This window comes from Halomonas sp. HL-93, assembly GCF_900086985.1.
Taxonomy (GTDB): Bacteria; Pseudomonadota; Gammaproteobacteria; order Pseudomonadales; family Halomonadaceae; genus Vreelandella.
Map to the genome: position 1 here is coordinate 3,976,114 of NZ_LT593974.1, position 19,675 is coordinate 3,995,788.

Annotated in this window: 22 protein-coding genes and 2 pseudogenes; 19 read left to right on the forward strand and 5 right to left on the reverse strand. The window is 52.8% G+C overall.

Translation table 11 applies throughout. The features are described 5' to 3' along the window. Positions 1–2 precede the first annotated feature (2 nt). The 5 genes and pseudogenes from GA0071314_RS19830 to GA0071314_RS18490 all read left to right on the forward strand — a co-directional run. Positions 3–152: pseudogene (locus GA0071314_RS19830) on the forward strand (transposase); the annotation flags it as partial. Further along, positions 119–1,123, forward strand: coding sequence for an IS3 family transposase (locus GA0071314_RS18480; protein WP_231896481.1), 1,005 nt, complete (start codon positions 119–121; stop codon positions 1,121–1,123). The pseudogene GA0071314_RS19830 and the gene GA0071314_RS18480, both read left to right, overlap by 34 nt. 27 nt (positions 1,124–1,150) lie before the next feature. After that, a pseudogene (locus GA0071314_RS19605) lies at positions 1,151–1,309 on the forward strand (curli production assembly/transport protein CsgG); the annotation flags it as partial. A 258-nt stretch (positions 1,310–1,567) separates the two neighbouring features. Beyond that, entirely contained in the window at positions 1,568–2,095 is a 528-nt protein-coding gene (locus GA0071314_RS18485) for a hypothetical protein (RefSeq protein WP_082934298.1), read from the forward strand. A gap of 57 nt (positions 2,096–2,152) precedes the next feature. Then, positions 2,153–2,947: a hypothetical protein gene (locus tag GA0071314_RS18490; protein ID WP_074398100.1), complete on the forward strand. Its 795-nt coding sequence runs from the start codon at positions 2,153–2,155 to the stop codon at positions 2,945–2,947. A 54-nt stretch (positions 2,948–3,001) separates the two neighbouring features. Here the strand turns inward: GA0071314_RS18490 and GA0071314_RS18495 are convergent, their stop codons facing one another. The 5 genes from GA0071314_RS18495 to GA0071314_RS18515 all read right to left on the reverse strand — a co-directional run bounded on the left by GA0071314_RS18495 (position 3,002) and on the right by GA0071314_RS18515 (position 7,820). After that, entirely contained in the window at positions 3,002–3,364 is a 363-nt protein-coding gene (locus tag GA0071314_RS18495) for a hypothetical protein (RefSeq protein WP_074398101.1), read from the reverse strand. A 75-nt stretch (positions 3,365–3,439) separates the two neighbouring features. Beyond that, entirely contained in the window at positions 3,440–4,720 is a 1,281-nt protein-coding gene (hemL, locus tag GA0071314_RS18500; protein WP_074398103.1) for a glutamate-1-semialdehyde 2,1-aminomutase, read from the reverse strand. 47 nt (positions 4,721–4,767) lie between these two features. Beyond that, on the reverse strand, positions 4,768–5,577 hold the full coding sequence (thiD, locus tag GA0071314_RS18505; protein WP_074398104.1) for a bifunctional hydroxymethylpyrimidine kinase/phosphomethylpyrimidine kinase: 810 nt from the start codon (positions 5,575–5,577) through the stop codon (positions 4,768–4,770). Further along, a complete protein-coding gene (gene hemJ / locus GA0071314_RS18510) occupies positions 5,577–6,008 on the reverse strand; it encodes a protoporphyrinogen oxidase HemJ (RefSeq protein ID WP_074398106.1) in 432 nt (143 codons plus the stop codon). Before hemJ ends, thiD begins: the two co-directional genes overlap by 1 nt. Positions 6,009–6,017: 9 nt before the next feature. Beyond that, positions 6,018–7,820 (reverse strand): chloride channel protein, encoded by a 1,803-nt coding sequence (locus GA0071314_RS18515; protein ID WP_074398108.1) that lies wholly within the window; start codon positions 7,818–7,820, stop codon positions 6,018–6,020. Positions 7,821–7,955: 135 nt separating this feature from the next. Between GA0071314_RS18515 and argC the strand changes: the two genes are divergently transcribed. From argC to GA0071314_RS18585, 14 genes are all read left to right on the forward strand, one after another. Continuing rightward, entirely contained in the window at positions 7,956–8,990 is a 1,035-nt protein-coding gene (gene argC, locus GA0071314_RS18520) for an N-acetyl-gamma-glutamyl-phosphate reductase (protein ID WP_074398109.1), read from the forward strand. Between the two features lie 132 nt (positions 8,991–9,122). Beyond that, a complete protein-coding gene (gene erpA / locus GA0071314_RS18525) occupies positions 9,123–9,476 on the forward strand; it encodes an iron-sulfur cluster insertion protein ErpA (protein WP_074398111.1) in 354 nt (117 codons plus the stop codon). 177 nt (positions 9,477–9,653) lie between these two features. Then, positions 9,654–10,427, forward strand: a complete 774-nt coding sequence (locus tag GA0071314_RS18530; RefSeq protein ID WP_074398112.1) for a transporter substrate-binding domain-containing protein — start codon at positions 9,654–9,656, stop codon at positions 10,425–10,427. A gap of 94 nt (positions 10,428–10,521) precedes the next feature. Then, positions 10,522–11,193 (forward strand): amino acid ABC transporter permease, encoded by a 672-nt coding sequence (locus GA0071314_RS18535; protein ID WP_074398113.1) that lies wholly within the window; start codon positions 10,522–10,524, stop codon positions 11,191–11,193. 11 nt (positions 11,194–11,204) lie between these two features. Then, positions 11,205–11,963 (forward strand): amino acid ABC transporter ATP-binding protein, encoded by a 759-nt coding sequence (locus tag GA0071314_RS18540; RefSeq protein ID WP_074398115.1) that lies wholly within the window; start codon positions 11,205–11,207, stop codon positions 11,961–11,963. A gap of 555 nt (positions 11,964–12,518) precedes the next feature. Next, positions 12,519–14,423, forward strand: coding sequence for a tRNA uridine-5-carboxymethylaminomethyl(34) synthesis enzyme MnmG (gene mnmG / locus GA0071314_RS18545; protein ID WP_074398116.1), 1,905 nt, complete (start codon positions 12,519–12,521; stop codon positions 14,421–14,423). After that, positions 14,420–15,085 (forward strand): 16S rRNA (guanine(527)-N(7))-methyltransferase RsmG, encoded by a 666-nt coding sequence (gene rsmG, locus GA0071314_RS18550; RefSeq protein ID WP_074398118.1) that lies wholly within the window; start codon positions 14,420–14,422, stop codon positions 15,083–15,085. Before mnmG ends, rsmG begins: the two co-directional genes overlap by 4 nt. Next, positions 15,086–15,853: a ParA family protein gene (locus GA0071314_RS18555; protein WP_074398120.1), complete on the forward strand. Its 768-nt coding sequence runs from the start codon at positions 15,086–15,088 to the stop codon at positions 15,851–15,853. It begins immediately after the preceding gene. Positions 15,854–15,891: 38 nt separating this feature from the next. After that, the gene (locus GA0071314_RS18560; RefSeq protein ID WP_074398121.1) at positions 15,892–16,818 is read left to right on the forward strand and encodes a ParB/RepB/Spo0J family partition protein; all 927 of its coding nucleotides are present in this window, start codon (positions 15,892–15,894) and stop codon (positions 16,816–16,818) included. Between the two features lie 213 nt (positions 16,819–17,031). Next, entirely contained in the window at positions 17,032–17,436 is a 405-nt protein-coding gene (locus tag GA0071314_RS18565; protein ID WP_074398592.1) for an ATP synthase subunit I, read from the forward strand. Between the two features lie 7 nt (positions 17,437–17,443). After that, positions 17,444–18,271: a F0F1 ATP synthase subunit A gene (gene atpB, locus GA0071314_RS18570; protein WP_074398123.1), complete on the forward strand. Its 828-nt coding sequence runs from the start codon at positions 17,444–17,446 to the stop codon at positions 18,269–18,271. Between the two features lie 76 nt (positions 18,272–18,347). Beyond that, positions 18,348–18,575: a F0F1 ATP synthase subunit C gene (gene atpE / locus GA0071314_RS18575; RefSeq protein ID WP_074398125.1), complete on the forward strand. Its 228-nt coding sequence runs from the start codon at positions 18,348–18,350 to the stop codon at positions 18,573–18,575. A 76-nt stretch (positions 18,576–18,651) separates the two neighbouring features. Continuing rightward, complete coding sequence (locus GA0071314_RS18580; protein ID WP_074398127.1) at positions 18,652–19,122, forward strand: F0F1 ATP synthase subunit B; 471 nt, start codon at positions 18,652–18,654, stop codon at positions 19,120–19,122. Between the two features lie 11 nt (positions 19,123–19,133). Then, the gene (locus GA0071314_RS18585) at positions 19,134–19,673 is read left to right on the forward strand and encodes a F0F1 ATP synthase subunit delta (RefSeq protein WP_074398128.1); all 540 of its coding nucleotides are present in this window, start codon (positions 19,134–19,136) and stop codon (positions 19,671–19,673) included. Positions 19,674–19,675: the final 2 nt, after the last annotated feature.

Genomic DNA, 19,675 nt, shown 5'->3' on the forward strand with positions numbered 1-19,675 from the left:
ACATGAAGAAGCGTTTCAGCGAAGAACAGATCATTGGCTTCTTGGCCGAAGCCGAAGCGGGACTGCCCATCAAAGAGCTATGCCGTCGGCACGGTTTCTCAGAAGCCAGTTACTATCTATGGCGGAGCAAGTTTGGCGGCATGAGCGTCCCCGATGCCAAGCGACTCAAAGAACTCGAAGCCGAAAATGGACGCTTGAAAAAGCTGCTCGCAGAGTCGCTACTGGAAATGGAGGTCACTCGCGAGGCGCTGAGAAAAAAGTGGTGAGCGCCCCGGCACGCCGAGACGTGGTGCGCTTTATGGTGTCACGTGGCCTGAGTGAGCGCAGAGCGCTCCGTGTCATTCGTATGAGTGCCAGTGCATTGCGCTACCAGCCGGCCCCTGACCGCAATGAGACATTGCGTGAACGCATTGTTGCCTTGGCACACCGGCATCGCCGCTATGGCGCTGGCATGATCTACCTGAAGCTGCGTCAGGCCGGAGAACCGGTCAATCACAAGCGTGTTGAGCGTCTGTATGCGGAAGCTCGCTTGCAGGTGAAGCGTCGCAAGCGCAAGAAGGTTCCCATGTCTGAGCGAAAGCCACTTGGTCGCCCTGGGGCTGCCAATCAGGTCTGGTCAATGGATTTTGTGTTTGACCGGACGGCAGACGGACGAGTGATAAAGAGCCTCACGGTTGTCGATGACGCCACCCATGAAGCCGTGGCGATCGTGCCTGAACGTGCCATTAGCGGACTGTTTTTAACACGTATTCTGGATCACCTGGCCCTACAACGTGGCCTACCGAGCGCCATTCGTACGGATAATGGAAAGGAGTTCTGTGGGCGCGCCATGCTGTCATGGGCGCATCTACGTGGCGTTGCCCTGTTTTTAATCGAACCTGGAAAACCCAACCAAAACGCCTACATCGAATCGTTCAATGGGCGCTTTCGAGATGAATGCCTAAATGAGCATTGGTTCACCAGCCTTCAACACGCCCAGGTTGTCATCGAGGCATGGCGGCGGGAGTACAACGAAGAAAGACCGAAGAAGAGTCTTGGAGGGCTGACACCGTCAGCCTATGCCGAGCAACTGGTGGTAAAACACGATAAAGTTATTTCTGACTCTAAACCCGGGTGCTACTGAAGATGGGGTGACGTCGTTACCACCAACGAACCTGTGCAAATGGCGGTGATGTCTTCCATTGAATCTGCGGTTATTCATTTGGTGGCACGAGGAGTAGAAAACAACCTTTGGAACCTCAGCGATGATGTCGATTTTGAGGATACCATCCTGTCCGATTACTTAAGTGCGCCTATTCCTCAATTATAAATTAAATGCTTAAGCATTAAAAAACTAAACTATTAAACTTAGGCACAAAAATAAGGCTACCCAGTAAATGGGTGGCCTTTTTTAATAAAAGCATGAGATCACTCATAAAAGCATTAGAAACGTCATCCCAAAATAGACGGTTATAAGTAAAAAAATAGTTCTACAAACCATAAATCTTACGATAGCGAAAACCGTTAAATAGTCCAAACTCAACACATGAAATACATTCAGATACAAAATGTTTCAGAGGATTTCATCATGAATCGGCAGCGCGCCAATGGAGCACCAATGCGGCTCTTCCCAGCCAAGCACCAGATGTGGTTGGTCACATTATTGGCCGCCACCTTACTTACCTCCACATCAGTTAATGCTGGCGATAATCGAATCGAACAGTTTTTTAATCAAGTCGATACCGATAATTACCGGGGTAACTACAGCATTATTGATCAAGTCGGTAATAACAATAGTGCTGACGTTAATCAGTCTTACTCTGCCAGTTATCAACGCGGTAATTTTTCAAATATTCGCCAAGTGGGCAATTTTAATAATGCCACTATTAACCAGACAGGTGGTAATAACTTTGGCGTGATTTTACAGAAAGGCAATGAACACGAAGCCAGTATTAGCCAAGCAGGAAGACAGCGCGAACTCAAAGCGTATGTTTCTCAGTCAGGCAGTAGAAGTGATATCCAGATTTCACAATCGGGGAGTGGCTACCGAAGCATTAACGTTGAGCAAAAAGCTTATTCGGGTAATGCACGCCCAGTCACCGTCGAAACCTACTGAGCAACACAGGTTGCCTCAGTAATAACTAAAGCAAGTATATCGTAAAGGGGAAACACCATGAAAACTCAAATGACTGCTATCGCCGCTGCTATCGCTCTTGCCATGAGCGCCTCTGCACTAGCACAGACTGAGCCAGCTTCTGAATTCGATGGCTCACGTGCAGCGATCGATGGAATGGCAGGCGCTGCTTATGACGGCAGCGGTTTAGGCAACGACTCTTACATCGATCAGGAAGGTGATTACAACAACACCGATGTAACTCAGTGGGGTACGCAGATTTCACGCATCGAACAAAACGGTGATGACAACACTGCCAACGTCACACAAGACGATGTGGTTGGTACTTCTGGCCCCGGGGAAAACTCTTCGCTAATTGAACAAGCTGATAATGGCAACCGCGCAGATGTGGCACAACTAGGCGAAGAAAACGACTCCATTATCAATCAGGAAGGTGGTTTCTGGGGTGCAGCCGTTAACTACGCTAATGTTGACCAAGATGGCTACCGCAATGACTCTTGGGTAGATCAGGATGGCTTTATGAACAAATCAAGTGTCGTCCAGGATGGCGACCTGAACGATAGCTTCGTGAAGTCTGAAGGCAACTTCAACAAAACCTATACTACACAAACCGGTGATGAGCTGGATAGCGATATTATCTCGCTAGGCGACTGGAACTACACCGCTGTCACCCAGGATGGCTACGGACATGATTCCTTTGTTCGTTATCAGGGTAACGGTAACACCAGTTACGTAAACCAAAGTGGTGACGCAGGCGTAGCCTCTCAGCAAAACTTCTCGCAGATCCGCACTACCGGTAATGGCAACTACAACAATGTTAATCAAGCCAACTAAGCGTTCGTAACGCTCTGTCGGCATAAACCGCCCCTTTTCAGGGGCGGTTTTTTGTTAGCGGATCGAAACCGTTAACGTACCGCCCTTACCTTGGGTAGAAGAGCGCGAGCGGTTAGTGCCTTTTTGAATATCAACCTCTAGGCGCTCGCCGTCACTCAGTAGCGTCACGGTTCCTTCCAGCGCACTACCTTCAAAGCTAAACTCCGCCGGTACCGTGCCATTTTCCTCAATATGTTCTGTGGTTTCGCCCTCGTGTGTCACTTTCCAATGGGCGGAAAACGCAGCGCCTTCCGTGCCTTCCATGGTAATTCGGATCGGATTCATCGATGGCTCCTTTTGCGATTGCGCGCTTAGCGGCAGGACGGCTAACCCCGTTGCCAATAGCGTGGCACTTAGCCACATCCAGCGTTGTTTCATAATGGCTCCCACGACGCAAAGAGCCGCTGGTTATCAGCGGCTCTTTGAGTATAGTGGGATTTTGGTTACTTGCTGTTACATGTAAGAAAATGCTTTCTCAGCGGCATCCAGGGTTCGTTGGATATCTTCCGGCGTGTGGGCACTGGACATAAACCCGGCTTCGAACGCCGATGGGGCTAGGTACACCCCTTGATCCAGCATCGCGCCAAAGAAGCGCCTAAACGCTTCTGGATCACAGGCGGTGGCCTGGGCGAAGTTATCCACACGGCGTTGTCCGGTAAAAAATATCCCAAACATACCACCGGCCGACTGCGTCATCATCGGCACGTTGGCGGCATTGGCGCGTTCTTGTAAGCCGCTGCAGAGCGTTTCTACCCGCTGTGCCAAGGCATCATGGAAACCGGGTACCTGAAGCTTGGTCAACAGCGCAACACCGGCGGCCATGGCTAGCGGATTGCCTGAGAGGGTGCCCGCCTGATAGATCGGTCCCATCGGCGAAATATTTTGCATAATTTCGCGTTTGCCACCGAAGGCGCCCACCGGCATACCGCCACCCACAATCTTACCAAGGCAAGTAAGATCGGGGGTCACGCCATAATGCGCCTGGGCACCGCCGAGCGCCACACGAAAACCGGTCATCACTTCATCAAAAATCAGCACGCTATCGTGTTCGTTACACACCCGGCGCAGGGTTTCAAGAAAACCCGGCTGCGGCGGAATGCAATTCATATTGCCAGCCACCGGCTCGACGATAATACAGGCAATTTCATCGCCTATTTCGTCAAAGCATGCCTCTACACCTTCTGGATCGTTATACGACAAGGTAATAGTGTGCTCGGCCAGTGAAGCCGGTACGCCCGGTGAACTGGGTTCACCGTGAGTAAGCGCTCCGGACCCGGCTTTTACCAGCAGCGAATCAGAATGACCGTGATAGTTACCTTCAAACTTAACGATTTTATCGCGCCCAGTGGCGCCACGCGCCAGGCGAATCGCCGACATCGTCGCTTCGGTACCAGAGCTCGTCATGCGAACCATTTCCATCGAGGGAATTATCTCGCAAATCAGCTCCGCCATGGTGGTTTCAACCGCCGTAGGAGTACCGAACGACAGCCCGTTATCCAGCCGGGCACGAACCGCTGCCAGCACATCCTGATCGGCGTGACCGGTAATCATCGGTCCCCAAGAACCGACGTAGTCGACGTAACGGTTGCCTTCTACATCAAATAAATAGGCGCCTTGCGCACGCTCCATAAACACCGGCGGACGATGCAATCCTTTAAAAGCCCGCACAGGAGAGTTAACGCCACCAGGGATATGGCGGCTGGCAAGTTCAAATAGTTCAGCAGAAGTCGTCATGGCGTCCTCTTCATTAATTGCGTCATTAATCGCGTGGCGTCATCAAATTAAAAACGTGAAGCGCGCGGGGAACGATTGGGTAAAAACTGCCCGCTTGTCGGTTCATAACCTTGTGACAAGCTTTGCCAGGTATAGTGCTGAGCCTGCTCACAGGCAGTAAGTAAGCGCTCACCTACAGCCAGGCGGGCAGCGATGGCAGAAGCCAGCGTGCATCCCGAACCGTGAAACTGCTCGGGTAAGCGCGGCCATTGCCATTGCCGAGTGTTATCCGGTGAGTGCAGCGTCAGTAACACCTGCTGGTCATTGCCGGGTAACGGATCATCGGTTGCCGACACCAGCACCGCTTGACAGCCTAACGATAGTAGCGCCACTGCCCGCGCTGTATCGTCATCCGCTGCTTGACTCTCAGGGGTGAGCATTGCCAACTCAGCACGGTTTGGCGTCAATATATCCACCAATGGAAGCAGCCGCTCACGGTACTGCTGACGCAATTCAAGGGTCGAGAGTTCAGCGCCTCCACCCGCTTTTAATACCGGGTCGGCCACTACCGGCACACCGGGAAATCGCCGAATGATCGTAATGGCGGCATTAAGCGTTGCCTCATTGCTAATTAAGCCCAGCTTGATCGCCGCTATTGGCATGGTCGCTATCTCATCCGCCATTTGGCCCATCAAATGGGCATCCGTGGGCACTACGCGCACCACGTTATGGCAATTTTGCACCGTCAGCGCCGTGGGGATGGTCACTGCCCATCCTCCGCAGGCAGCGATTGACTCACTATCGGCTATAAGCCCAGCACCACCAGTAGGATCATGTCCCGCCAGCACTAATACAACAGGGGGTAATGGTCGGCGCATCAGAACGGTTTCACTACCGCCAGTACGATAATCCCGATCAGACCAATCACCGGTAACTCGTTAAACCAACGGAAAAACACATGGCTTTTGCTGCAGCGTGCTTGGCTAAACTGCTTAAAATAAATTAAGCAGACATGATGATAGGCAATCAACAACGCGATCAGTAGCAGCTTTGCATGCATCCACCCCTGGCTGAGCCAGGCGGGGGCCAGATACAGCAGCCAGCCCCCGAAAATCAGCACGGCAATCATCGACGGCATCATGATGCCACGATAAAGCTTACGCTCCATGGTGGTGAAATAAGCCATCGCCTGTTGATCACCGGTATCGCGTGCCTGGGCGTGGTAAACAAACAGCCTAGGTAAATAAAACATGGCGGCAAACCAGGTTACCATCGCGATTAGGTGAATCGCTTTGATCCATAAGTACATTGTCACTCCTTAGGCTGAAGGCTTTTTGTAAGGTGAATCGCTGTCACGAGGATCGCTGTAATGGTAATAACGCTCGATAGCACCCCGTGTGATGATACCTGAAATACGCTGCTGTTTCGGCCGATTACCGTGAACCACATAAAGCGCCCCCAAGGCGTCATTTTGCAATGTCAAAAAAGCTTCGGATAGGGTTGCTTGTAAGGCGATAGGCGCCATTTCTAGACGCTGGCCGGGTATTTCCAACAAATCAATCAACTCTTCTGGGGACGCGTTGCCGCCTAGCGTTTCGTCCTGTTCGATCATCCAGCGCGCAAGCTCGGCGGCTTTCAGTCCGAGTACTGGCTTATCGTCACTCGAGCGCTCAATCACCAACCACACCGGGTTATTTTCCAGTAAACGACGCGCTTGATCCGGCGTTATCATCCGCGTGGTGCGCACCAAATGACGTTCCATCACTGCCGGCACCGACACCCTCGATAACGCTTGCATCAGCGGCTGCTGCAACGGGTGCAAGCCATTGCGCACGCTAGTGATGAAAAATCCTTCACAACCCGTTAATTGACGCGACGTTAAGCACGCGACCACCACCACCAACATTCCCGGCAACATAATACCCGGCGTATGGGTTAACTCTAGCAGCGCCATTAGCGCCGCCAGCGGCGCTTGCAGGACGGCTCCCATCATCGCCGCCATCCCCAACATCGCATACACCCCGGGGTCAGCCGCTCTCGACTCCCATATCCACCCTCCCAGCAAGCCACTCAAGGCCCCGGCAGCGGCCCCCACCACCAATACCGGGCCAATAATCCCAATGGGTATACCGCCGGCTACCGTTAAGGCGGTAATCACCAGTTTCACCAGCACCAGCGCTACCAGCACCTGGACGGCTAACTGATTATTGAGCGCGGCTGCCACACTGTCGTAGCCAATGCCTTGAACTTCAGGAAACCAGAAGGCAGCTAGGCCTGTCATCATCGCTACCACGCTCAATCGCCACCAAAGAGGCCATTGCTGTAGGCGTTGCAAACGCGATAAATGAATAAACCCACCGGCCAACAAACCAATGAATACCCCCGTCATGACCACCCAAGGAAGGTTCATTAGCGACCCGAGCGCAACGTCGGGAATGTGAAACGCTGGTTCGTTGCCATATACCATTTGGGCCACGAGCGCGCCCATCATAGACGCCAAAATGACCGGCATGAAACTCATTAGCGTGTACTCCATCATCACCACTTCCATGGCGAAGATGACCCCTGCAATCGGGGTATTAAATGAGGCCGAAATACCCGCGGCTGTGCCACAGGCCACTAATACCCGTAAACTGTTGTTGGGCAAGCGCAGACGCTGGCCGAGGCCGCTCGAGGCGGCTGCCCCCAGATGGATGGCGGGTCCCTCTCGCCCGGCTGACAGCCCGCCTAACACCGCTACGACCCCTACCCACCACTGATTAAGCCAATTACGTAACGGAAAACGGCCTTGATGGTAGGTTAAGCGCTCAATGACATGGCTAACACCCAGCTTGCGGGCAGTGGCTTTTTGGCGGTAAAGCAAGGTACCGATCAAACAAACGGCGAGAAAAGGCAAAGAAGCACGCACCCATGGCGATAGCGACTCAAAGGCTTCTGGGTCACCTTGGGGCATATAAAGCAGTGCCCCGGCCGAGAGCAGCAGCCGAAAGACGACCATTAACGCCCCGGTAATCGCACCTGAGACCAGCCCCAACACACACAGCTGTGGCAACGCATCGACATTTGCCAACTGACGCCGGAAACTATCTAGGGTGAAATCGGACCGAGAAAAACGCGCCACTGGCGACCTTCCTTGCTCTTGTGTCTATACACTCTTGTGTATCATAGCTGGTTACGCTTAAACAGCTTGGTATCCTATGCTTAGGTTATTGGCGCGTTTTATTTTCTGCTCAGCGAGATCCGCAAGGAGTAAGGTGTGATTAAGGTAGGTATTGTTGGCGGCACAGGCTACACCGGTGTTGAATTGCTTCGGCTACTCGCCCAGCATCCCCATGTGAGTGTAGACGCTATCACGTCACGTTCAGAAGCAGGCGTTAAGGTCAGCGATATGTACCCTAACCTGCGCGGGCATTACGACACACTTGCGTTTAGCGAACCCAATGCCAAACAGTTAGGTGCCTTGGATGCCGTTTTTTTTGCAACGCCACATGGGGTTGCTCACGCACTCGCTGGCGAACTGCTGGACAACGGCACCCGCGTTATCGACCTATCAGCGGATTTTCGTCTGCGCGACGCGGCCGAGTGGGCAGAATGGTACGGTCAATCCCATGGGGCGCCTGGCTTACTTGAAGAAGCCGTTTATGGGCTGCCTGAAATGCATCGCGATCAGATTAAAAAAGCACGCCTGGTGGCGGTCCCAGGCTGCTACCCCACCGCCGTTCAGCTGGGTTACTTACCGCTGTTAGAGGCCGGCCTGGTAGATGCAGGGCGGCTGATTGCCGACTGCAAGTCCGGCGTCACAGGCGCCGGGCGTGGCGCCAAGGTCGGCTCATTATTAGCGGAAGCCAGCGAATCAATGAAGGCGTACGGCGCCTCTGGGCACCGCCACCTGCCAGAAATTCGCCAGGGCCTGACAGACATGCACACTGGGGCTGTGGGACTGACATTTGTACCGCACCTAACACCGATGATCCGCGGTATTCATGCTACGCTCTATGCCACACTTAGCGAGGAACCTGGCGATCTTCAGTCGCTGTTTGAGCAACGTTACGCCAATGAGCCGTTTGTCGATGTGATGCCTGCCGGTAGTCATCCGGAAACGCGCAGCGTGAAAGGCATCAATACGTGCCGTATAGCGGTTCACCGCCCAGAAAATAGCGACACGGTCGTGATACTTTCGGTGATTGATAATTTGGTGAAAGGCGCCTCGGGCCAGGCCGTTCAAAACCTTAACCTTATGTTTGGCTTTGACGAAGCCACTGGGCTGAGTGTCCCGGCCGTCATGCCCTAGCGTCAACAGTGACTGGTAATAGTTGACCCTTTTGCTAGGTATTACTCATAATCATAGCCTATGTAGACTATTTGCTTCGGGGCGCGCATGACGTTAAACGTTCGCCGCCCCATTCGCTCACGGGAGGTAGCCATGAGCAGCGCAGAATCCTTCGTTCCTACGCCATTATTGTTGTCCGATAGCGCCCAAAAACGCATCAACGCCTTGATGGCAGAAGAAAACAATTCCACTCTAAAATTACGTGTTTACGTGACTGGCGGAGGCTGTTCGGGCTTCCAATACGGCTTTGATTTTGCCGATAGCGTCGCTGACGACGACACGGTAATCGAATTTGGCGATGCGGCACTTGTCGTCGATCCCCTTTCCTATCAATACCTAGTAGGCTCAACCGTCGACTATGAAGAAGGACTCGCTGGGGCTCGTTTTCGGGTACAAAATCCCAATGCCACCACCACCTGTGGTTGCGGTGCTTCGTTTATGGTGTAGCGGTTACCCACAAATCGACCGATATCTTTGCAGCGTTTATTGCTATCCCACCCCGTGACTTGACGCCTTGGGCGTTTCTCGCCAAGGTTATATGGTCAATAACAAACTCAGATACTGGCGACGAGGCGGCATCAGCTGCTTTACCAGTGCTGGGCCATATAAATCACGGGGAAACTCATGAAATCACGTTTATATCGCACTACGCTTCCCATCTCTGCGCTTGCCCTAGCGTTAGGCAGCGCAAGCCTTGCCCACGCGCAAGAAACACCGAGCGTTAATGTCGCCACTGACCCCAGCTTCGTTCCATTTGAAATGATGGACGAAGACAGCGGCGAAATGGTCGGTTTCGATATTGATATCATCAACGAAGTAGCAGACCGGGCAGGCTTTGAAGTCGACCTGACCACCATGGATTTCTCGGGCATTATTCCAGCGGTCCAAACTGGCAACCAAGAAATTGCCATTGCCGGTATCACTATCACCGAAGAGCGGTCAGAAATTGTCGATTTTTCTGACCCCTACTACGATTCGGGTTTGCAGATCATCGTTCGCGCCGATAGTGACGTTGAAGACATTGATGACCTGGAAGGCATGACCATCGCCACCAAAACAGGCTCGACCAGCTACGACTATCTTGAAGATAAATTTGGTGACGACGCCGAGATTACCCCCTATCCGGGCACTTCGGACATGTATATGGCACTACTCGGCCGTAATGTCGATGCTGTGTTCTATGATGCCCCCAATGTGGCTTATTTCTCGCAAACCCGCGGTGAAGGGCGTACCAAAGTGGTCGGCCCACTCTATGAAGGACAGCAGTACGGGATCGTCTTCAATAAAGGCAGCGAATGGGTAGAACCCACCAACGAAGCGCTGGCTGAAATGCGCGAAGATGGCACTTATGACGAGATCTATGAGGAATGGTTTGGTGAAGCGCCCAGCGATGATTAATTAACGCTGATCTCATTTTTGCCATTTCATCAGGGCCGGGCGGCCTCGCCCCCGGCCTTGTTCGTTTGTCTTTTATTCTCTCAGGAGAACGCGCGTGGAACCTAGCTTTGAGTTTAATTGGGCAGCCACCATTAACTCGATTCCCCATCTGTTGCCGGGGATCCCCTATACCCTGCTGATTTCCTTTGGCGGGCTCGCGATCGGCTTTTTTATCGGCATCTTTTTTGGCCTGCTGCGTATCAGCCCGTTTCGCTGGCTGCGCTGGCCCGCTATCGTCTATGTCGAAGTGTTTCGCGGTACGCCCATACTGGTTCAGGTGCTGTTTATCTTCTACGGTCTACCGCAAATTCTTGGCGGCCCCATCAATGCCCTGGTGGCCGGTATTGCTGCGATTGCCGTTAACTCAGGTGCCTATATTTCTGAGATTGTGCGTGGTGGTGTTCAGTCCATCGAACGCGGCCAGCGTGAAGCATCCTTATCGCTTGGTTTATCGCGCACCCAGGCGTTTCGTTACGTCATATGGCCGCAGGCGCTCCGCCGAATGATCCCTCCGCTAGGCAACCAAGGCATCATCAGCATCAAAGACACATCTCTGTTTTCGGTCATTGGTGTTGGCGAACTGGTCCGCCAGGGGCAGGTATATATTTCCAGCACCTTCACCGCGATGGAGGTCTATCTCATGGTCGCCCTCATGTACCTCGCTATCACCTGGACACTTTCGATTATCTTGCGCCAGCTTGAGCGCAAAGGCGTAGTAGGCCAATAAGGAGACGCACAATGAACGACAAGCCCCAGCAAATTGTGCGCATGCAGCAGCTCAATAAGCACTTTGGTAGCCTGCACGTACTAAAAGACATCGATATGCAAATTACGCCAGGCGAAGTGGTCGTCGTTATCGGCGCAAGTGGCTCAGGTAAATCTACCTTAATTCGCTGTATCAATGGGTTGGAGGAATTCCAAGCGGGTTCGCTTGAGGTCGACGGCAACGAACTGCTTCCCAACGGTAAAAGCGGCAAGGCACTACAAACCATCCGCACCGAAGTCGGCATGGTGTTCCAACAGTTCAACCTATTCCCTCATTTAAGCGTTATCGACAACATTACCCTGGCCCCCATGAAAGTACGCGGCTGGAGCCAGTCTGACGCCGTTGAAACCGCCAAACGCCTGCTTGAACGAGTCGGCATCTTCGACCAAGCGTACAAGTACCCTAACCAGCTTTCAGGCGGCCAGCAGCAGCGCGTGGCATTAGCACGTGCCCTGGCTATGGAGCCTCGCCTCATGCTGTTTGATGAGCCAACCTCGGCCCTTGACCCGGAAATGATTGGTGAAGTACTGGATGCCATGCGCGAACTGGCTAAAGAAGGCATGACCATGGTGATTGTCACTCATGAGATGGGCTTTGCTCGTGAAGTCGCCGACCGGGTGGTGTTTATTCATCAGGGCAAAATTACCGAGCAAGGACCTCCTGAACAGCTGTTTGATACACCCCAGCACGAACGCACACAGTCTTTTTTAGCACGAGTACTCAAGCACTGAGCGACCCAAACACTGCTAAACAGACAACATTTAATGGCCTGTGATGATCACAGGCCATTTTTTTGCCTGTGGATAAAGTTTTTTGATAACCCACCACAATCATTGCCTACCTTGCACCATGCAGCGCTTCAGCGGCATTAATGCTATCCCCACCGATTTGTTCACAGGTGCGGTAACAACCCAGGTATGTAGCGGTGGACAAAGCGTGCACAGCAACATCGGTGGATAAGACAAGGTTTCATCCACAGGGTGAACACCGCTTCTACTCAGTTAGTACGCCGTTTAATCATGTATAAGTCAACAACGTAACTAGCTGATAATATGGAACTTAAAACGTTTATCAACAGATTTTATCCACACTAGTAATTACAACATTAACAGAACTTCTCTTATTTTATATTTATGTTGTTATTAATAATGACAGATGAACGAATCAGGGTGTGGAAAAACCTGACGGTTACCCACAGGGGGTTTATACTTGCGCCCTTATTGGATTAAGGTGCTTGCGCACCGACTCAACTCATTCGTGCCCCAAGGCACAAGACGAGGTGTCTCTTGAATTACCCCGACCGCTTTGACGTGATTGTCATCGGCGGTGGCCATGCGGGAACTGAAGCCGCATTGGCCTCTGCTCGTATGGGCTGTCAAACCCTGTTGCTAACTCACAACATCGAGACCCTAGGTCAAATGTCATGCAATCCGGCCATTGGAGGGATTGGCAAAAGCCATTTGGTTAAGGAAATTGATGCATTGGGTGGCGCTATGGGGCTTGCCACGGATTTAGGTGGCATCCAGTTCCGTGTCCTGAATGCCCGCAAAGGGCCTGCAGTCAGAGCAACCCGGGCTCAGGCTGACCGCGTTCGCTACAAAGCGGCTATCCGCGGCATGTTGGAAAATCAGTCAAATTTAACGATTTTCCAGCAAGCAGCGGGGGATCTGATTGTGGATAACGACACCGTTCGTGGTGTCGTAACGGAAACCGGCATCCGCTTTCATGCAGAATCCGTGGTGCTCTCGACGGGCACATTCCTCGGCGGCGTGATTCACATTGGGTTGGATCAAAGTCGCGGTGGACGAGCCGGCGATCCACCGTCAAACGCGCTGGCTGAGCGACTACGTGCTCTGCCCTTCCGGGTTGATCGGCTAAAGACCGGAACACCGCCGCGTATTGACGCCAAAAGCGTTGATTTTTCTCAGTTTGAAGAGCAGCCCGGCGACACACCAACACCCGTGATGTCTTACCTGGGTTCGAGGGATATGCATCCCGAGCAGATGAGCTGCCATATTGCACACACCAACGAGCGCACCCATGAAATCATCATGGCGAACCTTGAACGTTCACCGATGTATTCCGGCGTTATCGAGGGCATCGGTCCACGCTATTGCCCGTCGATTGAAGACAAGGTTCATCGCTTTGCCGATAAATCGAGCCACCAGATATTTATTGAACCTGAGGGTCTGGATACCCACGAGCTTTACCCCAACGGGATTTCCACCTCGTTGCCGTTCGATATACAGCTTCAGGTAGTTCGCTCGATCAAAGGGCTGGAAAACGCACATATCACCCGGCCAGGCTATGCGATCGAATATGATTTCTTTGATCCACGGGATTTGTACCATTCCCTGGAAACCAAATTTATCCACAACCTGTTTTTTGCCGGTCAGATCAACGGCACGACCGGTTACGAAGAGGCAGGCGCCCAGGGCTTGCTAGCAGGTCTGAATGCGGCACGTCGTGCCAAGCAACTGGATTCATGGCATCCACGGCGCGATGAAGCCTACCTTGGGGTGTTGGTCGATGACCTGATTACCATGGGCACCAAAGAGCCCTACCGCATGTTCACGTCACGTGCGGAATACCGCCTGTTGCTGCGCGAGGACAATGCCGACCTGAGACTGACCGAGAAAGGCCGTGAACTCGGGTTGGTGGACGATGAACGCTGGTCGGCATTCAGCCAGAAACGTGAGGCGATCGAAGCCGAAACGGCTCGCCTTGCCAGCATCTGGATACAGCCGAAAAGTGCCGCCGCGGCAAGCGTTGCCGAGTACACAGGCCAACCGTTGAACCGCGAGTATCGGTTAAGTGACCTGCTAAAACGCCCAGAGTTGGATTATGCGACCTTGACGACGCTGCCCGGGGTGGAAGGAGCACCGGTTACCGACGAAGCCGTTGCCGAGCAAGTCCAGATCCAGGCCAAGTATCAAGGCTACATCGATCGGCAGCAGGACGAGATCGACAAGCTTAAGCGGCATGAAGCCATGCCACTGCCCGCTGACCTGGATTACCAGCGGGTTGAAGGCTTGTCCCACGAAATTCGTCAGAAATTAAGCGAGGCGCGGCCGGAAACCCTTGCCCATGCCGCGCGTATTTCAGGGGTTACCCCCGCCGCCGTGTCGATCCTGCTGGTTCATCTCAAGAAGCGTCGGCTGGTATCGACGTCTGCGGTGGCCAACGGATGAGTGGGATAGCGACGCTGCTGTCCAGTATACCCAGCCCAGTGATAATCCGGCTGGAGGAAGGGCTCAGCGCATTAGGTACACCCGTTACGGCCCATCAGCGTGACCAGTTGCTGGGCTTGCTTGCGCTCTTGCACAAGTGGAACCGGGCTTATAACCTCACTGCTGTACGCGATGTTAATGACATGGTGTCACGCCACGTACTCGACAGTGCCGCGGTGCTGCCGTTCGTCATGGGCCCTAAACTACTCGATGTGGGCGCTGGCCCAGGACTTCCGGGATTGGTATTAGCGATTCTTAAACCTGAGTTATCTGTCACGTTATTGGATAGCAACGGCAAAAAAGTGCGTTTTCAACGCCAAGCGGTGATGGAATTGGGGTTGTCCAATGTGACGCCCGTTCAAGCGCGTGTGGAACAGTTCGCTAACACCACCTTTGATCAAGTGATTTCGCGTGCATTCGCCAGCTTGGTGGATTTTGTTAACCTGACGCGCAAGCTTCCTACTGACGAAGGACAGTGGCTGGCGATGAAAGGCCCGGGCGCCAATGATGAACTACGCGACCTGCCGGACGGCATTCAGCTTCACGCAAGACACACGCTAAATGTTCCTTTCGAGACGGCCGAGCGACAGCTGTTGATTCTGACCCCACAAGGAGTTGAGTAAGTGAGCCAGATCATTGCCCTGACCAACCAAAAAGGCGGCGTGGGCAAATCCACCTCAGCCGTTAACTTGGCGGCGAGTCTCGCCGGACTCGACCGTCGAGTGCTTTTGGTGGATCTTGATCCGCAAGGACACGCCAGTATGGGCAGTGGTATCGACAAGCACAGCTTGGAAAAAAGCGTTCTCGATGTCCTGTTGGGTGAGGCGAGTGCTGCCGAAACGATTGTTCGAAAGCCACCAGTGAAATATGACGTGCTACCCAGCAACGGTGACTTGACCGCGGCGGAAGTCGAACTCATGCATTCAGACCAGCGTGAAAGCGGCTTAACCACGGCGCTGACGAGCGTTTTACCGCAATACGATGTGGTACTTATTGACTGTCCGCCTTCGCTTAATATGCTGACAGTGAATGCGTTAACGGCGGCGCATGGCGTGTTGATTCCGCTGCAGTGTGAATTTTACGCACTGGAAGGCCTCTCGGCACTGTTGGATACGGTCGAGCAGATTAAACAGAGCATTAACCCTGATCTAGCCGTCTCCGGCATTTTGCGCACCATGTACGACAAACGCACTAGTCTGACCCGTGAGGTCGACAAGCAGTTGCGTGACTATTTTGGCGATGTGCTGCTAAAAACCACGATTCCGCGTAACGTTAAAGTGGCAGAAGCGCCTAGCCATGGTCTGCCGGTTACTCAGTATGCGCGCTTCTCTCGCGGCAGCCAGGCCTACCGTGTGTTAGCAAAAGAGCTAATTCGCCGACTCGCGCTATAATCACCGACGACTGATCTATTTATCACGAGGGAATGCCCATGACGCGTAAACCCGCACTAGGACGTGGCTTGGATGCTCTGATTGGTGCTGGTGCCCGCCGCCGCGACAGCCTTGAATTGGCTGCGGGTTCACCCCCAGCGCCGTCGGGTGATGCCACTGCAGAAGCGGCCACTCCACAGAGCCAGGAGCGCCTCGAACGTTTACCGCTTGGCCAGTTAACGCGGGGCAAGTACCAACCGCGTCGCGATATCCAGCCGGAAGCGCTGGAGGAGTTAGCCGACTCTATCCGTGCACAAGGGGTTATGCAGCCCATTGTTGTGCGTCCAATCGGCGAAAACCGCTATGAGATTGTGGCCGGCGAGCGCCGCTGGCGGGCAGCTCAACTCGCTGAATTAGATGTCATCCCGGCGGTTATCCGCGAGGTCAGCGATGAAGTGGCCTTGGCGCTGGCGCTGATTGAAAACATTCAGCGCGAAAACCTCAATGCTATTGAAGAAGCCATGGCGCTCAAACGGCTCGGCGATGAATTTGAATTAACGCAGCAGCAGATGGCAGATGCGGTAGGCAAATCACGTACCCAGGTCGCAAACCTGCTGCGCCTACTAGCGTTGGACAACGAGGTCCAAACACTGCTTGAGCGTGGTGATCTGGATATGGGGCATGCCCGTGCGCTACTAACCCTGAATAGCGCTCAGCAACGCCAAGTGGCCCACGAAGTGGTCAATAACGACCTTACCGTGCGCGCCACTGAAGCGTTAGTTAAAAAGGTTCAAAATCAGCCTGAAGCCTCTTCGACGCCACGGCGCCAGACCAAAACCTCTGACGTGACACGCTTAGAAACACAGCTGGGTGAATTACTTGGTGCACCGGTATCCATCGACCATGGCCAAAAAGGCAAAGGTAAAGTCACCATTCGCTATACCAGTTTGGAAGAACTAGATGGCATCTTGGGACATATTAAATAGCAGACTTATTATTTATTAATAAGCAAGCTTATTAATAATCCGGTTAAGATGGCTAATTTTTCCACCTTTGGTCGCAAGTCACCGCTTGAACGCGCGAAATACGCGCAACTTCGGTTGAAGGTGTGATAGCCCTTCCCTATAATCGCGCAAGATTTGTGCAGGCTGCCCAAGGATGTTCATGCCTGTGAACGTATTTAAATGGGCCAGAATGACATGCAGCGATTGGAAACGTTACGACGGCAGGCGTATGTCATTCGGCTAATAGTGGCTCAACTGCTGGTTGCAGCAGTTGGTACGCTGCTAGCACTGATAGTGATCGACAGTAGCGGCGCAATATCAGTGGCGTTGGGGGCGTTGGTGGCTTTTATACCCCACGTATTTTTTGTCCAGCGGATGGCAATTTTCCAGAAGCGCGCCCCCGCGTCGCGCAACGCGCTCAGGCTATTTCGCGCCGAAGCAGGCAAGTTTGGTTTGACGGTGGTACTGTTTGCAGCAGTTTTCATTACCGTACCCCCCTCAAACCCCGCTTTATTTTTTAGTGCTTATGTCGTGGTTGTTCTAATGCATTGGTTAGCACCTTGGCTAATGCCTAGAGAACTGCGCAACTTATTGAGGTGACAAGTCTATGGCCGCAGGAAACGAAGTCTCATCGACTTACTATATCCAGCACCACTTGCAGAACTTAACCTTTGGCAACCACCCCGAGAATGGCTGGTCGCTTGCCCATTCAGCGGAAGAAGCAAGTGAAATGGGCTTTTGGGCGATTCACCTAGACACCATGGGCTGGTCGATTGCCATGGGTTTGCTGTTTATCTGGATTTTCCGCAAAGCGGGGAAAATGGCCACCACCGGTGTACCTAGTGGTCTGCAAAATGCTGTTGAAATGGTGGTTGAATTTGTCGAGGACATGATCAGTGGAGCCTTCAAAGGGCATAACCCAATCATCGCTCCCCTCGCCTTGACACTGTTCGTGTGGATTCTCTTTATGAATACTCTAAAGATTATCCCGGTCGACTATTTTCCTGTGTTGTTCAGTAAGCTTGGCGTGGACTACATGAAAATTGTACCCACTACCGATGTAAACGCCACGCTGGGATTGGCATTGGGCGTTTTCGGGTTGATCCTCTTCTACAGCTTCAAGGTAAAGGGTGCCGGTGGTTTTGCTAAAGAGCTGTCACTCACCCCGTTTAATCATTGGGCGTTGATTCCCTTCAATCTATTGTTGGAAATTGTCGCTTTGCTAGTTAAACCGTTTAGTTTGGCGATGCGTCTATTCGGTAACATGTTCGCCGGGGAAGTCATCTTTATTTTGATCGCCATGCTGCCATTCTGGGCTATCTGGGTGCTGGATGTGCCATGGGCCATTTTTCATATTTTGATTGTCGTACTACAAGCTTTCATCTTCACAGTGCTATCTGTGGTGTATCTGAGCGCAGCACACGAACATCACTAACCCGAGCAATGCTTGCAACACATTAACCCTTAACCTCAACCCTTGACCTTTAACGTGAAAAACTAGGAGCTTTACCATGGAACTTATCTACATTGCCGCTTCGATTATGATTGGCCTGGGTGCCCTGGGTACGGGCATAGGCTTTGCTATCCTGGGTGGCAAACTGATCGAATCGACAGCCCGTCAGCCGGAAATGGCCGACCAACTGCAAACCAAAACCTTCCTGATGGCGGGTCTGTTGGATGCGGTACCGATGATCGGTGTGGGTATCGCAATGTACCTGATCTTCGTTGTTGCCGGTTAATGACGCCTAACCGGGCGCTAGTCCGCTCGGTTTTGTTTCACTCCGGTCGCCACGAACTTGTCAGAGGTACATTCCTGTGAATATCAACATGACGCTAATCGGACAGACGATCGCCTTCGCGATCTTTGTCTGGTTTTGCATAAAGTATGTGTGGCCTCCGATCAGCAACGCGCTCCATGAGCGCCAGAAAAAAATTGCTGATGGCCTGGACGCAGCAAGCCGTGCTTCTCGCGATCTCGAAGTCGCCCAAGAGAAGGCTGAGCAAACCCTGCGTGAGAGCAAGGAACAGGCGTCTCAAATTCTCGAGCAGGCCAACAAGCGTTCTGCTCAGATCGTTGAGGAAGCCCGCGATCAGGCCCGCGCTGAAGGTGAGCGCCTGGTGGCAAGTGCTCGTTCCGAGATCGAGCAAGAAGTGAACCGCGCTAAAGAGGACCTTCGTGCCCAAGTCTCTCACCTTGCCATTATTGGCGCTGAGCGAGTTTTGGAAGCGTCGGTCGACGAGAAAGCCCATCGCAAGTTACTTGATGAGCTTGCTGCCGAACTGTAAGGAGGTGAATCATGGCGGAATTACTGACCGTCGCTCGTCCTTACGCTAAGGCGGCGTTTGAATATGCGCGTGATCATGAGGCGCTGGATAGCTGGTCAAAAGCGCTTGCATTATTGAGCCAAGCCGTCACCCACAATGATGTGCATCGGCTGTTGAGCAGTCCGAAGTTAGAAGCTGAGCAAAAGGCCGAGTTGCTAGTGGGTATGTTACCCGAAGAAGACGGCGGCGACGCCCTGCGGCGGTTTCTGGACACTCTGGCAGACGAAGGTCGGCTTAATGCGTTGCCGTATATCGCTAATCAGTTTGAGCGCCTGCGCGCCGAACATGAACAGCGGGTAGAGGTCACGGTAACATCGGCCTATAAGCTTGATAGCAAGCAGAAAACCAAGCTATCGAACGCGCTCAAGAAACGTCTGAATCGCGAAATCTCCATTACCACTCAGGTGGATAAATCGCTTATTGGCGGTGTCATCCTGCGTGCTGGCGATACCGTCATCGACGGGTCGGTACGTGGTCGATTGAACCGCCTTTCCGAAGCGCTAACCGCTTGAGT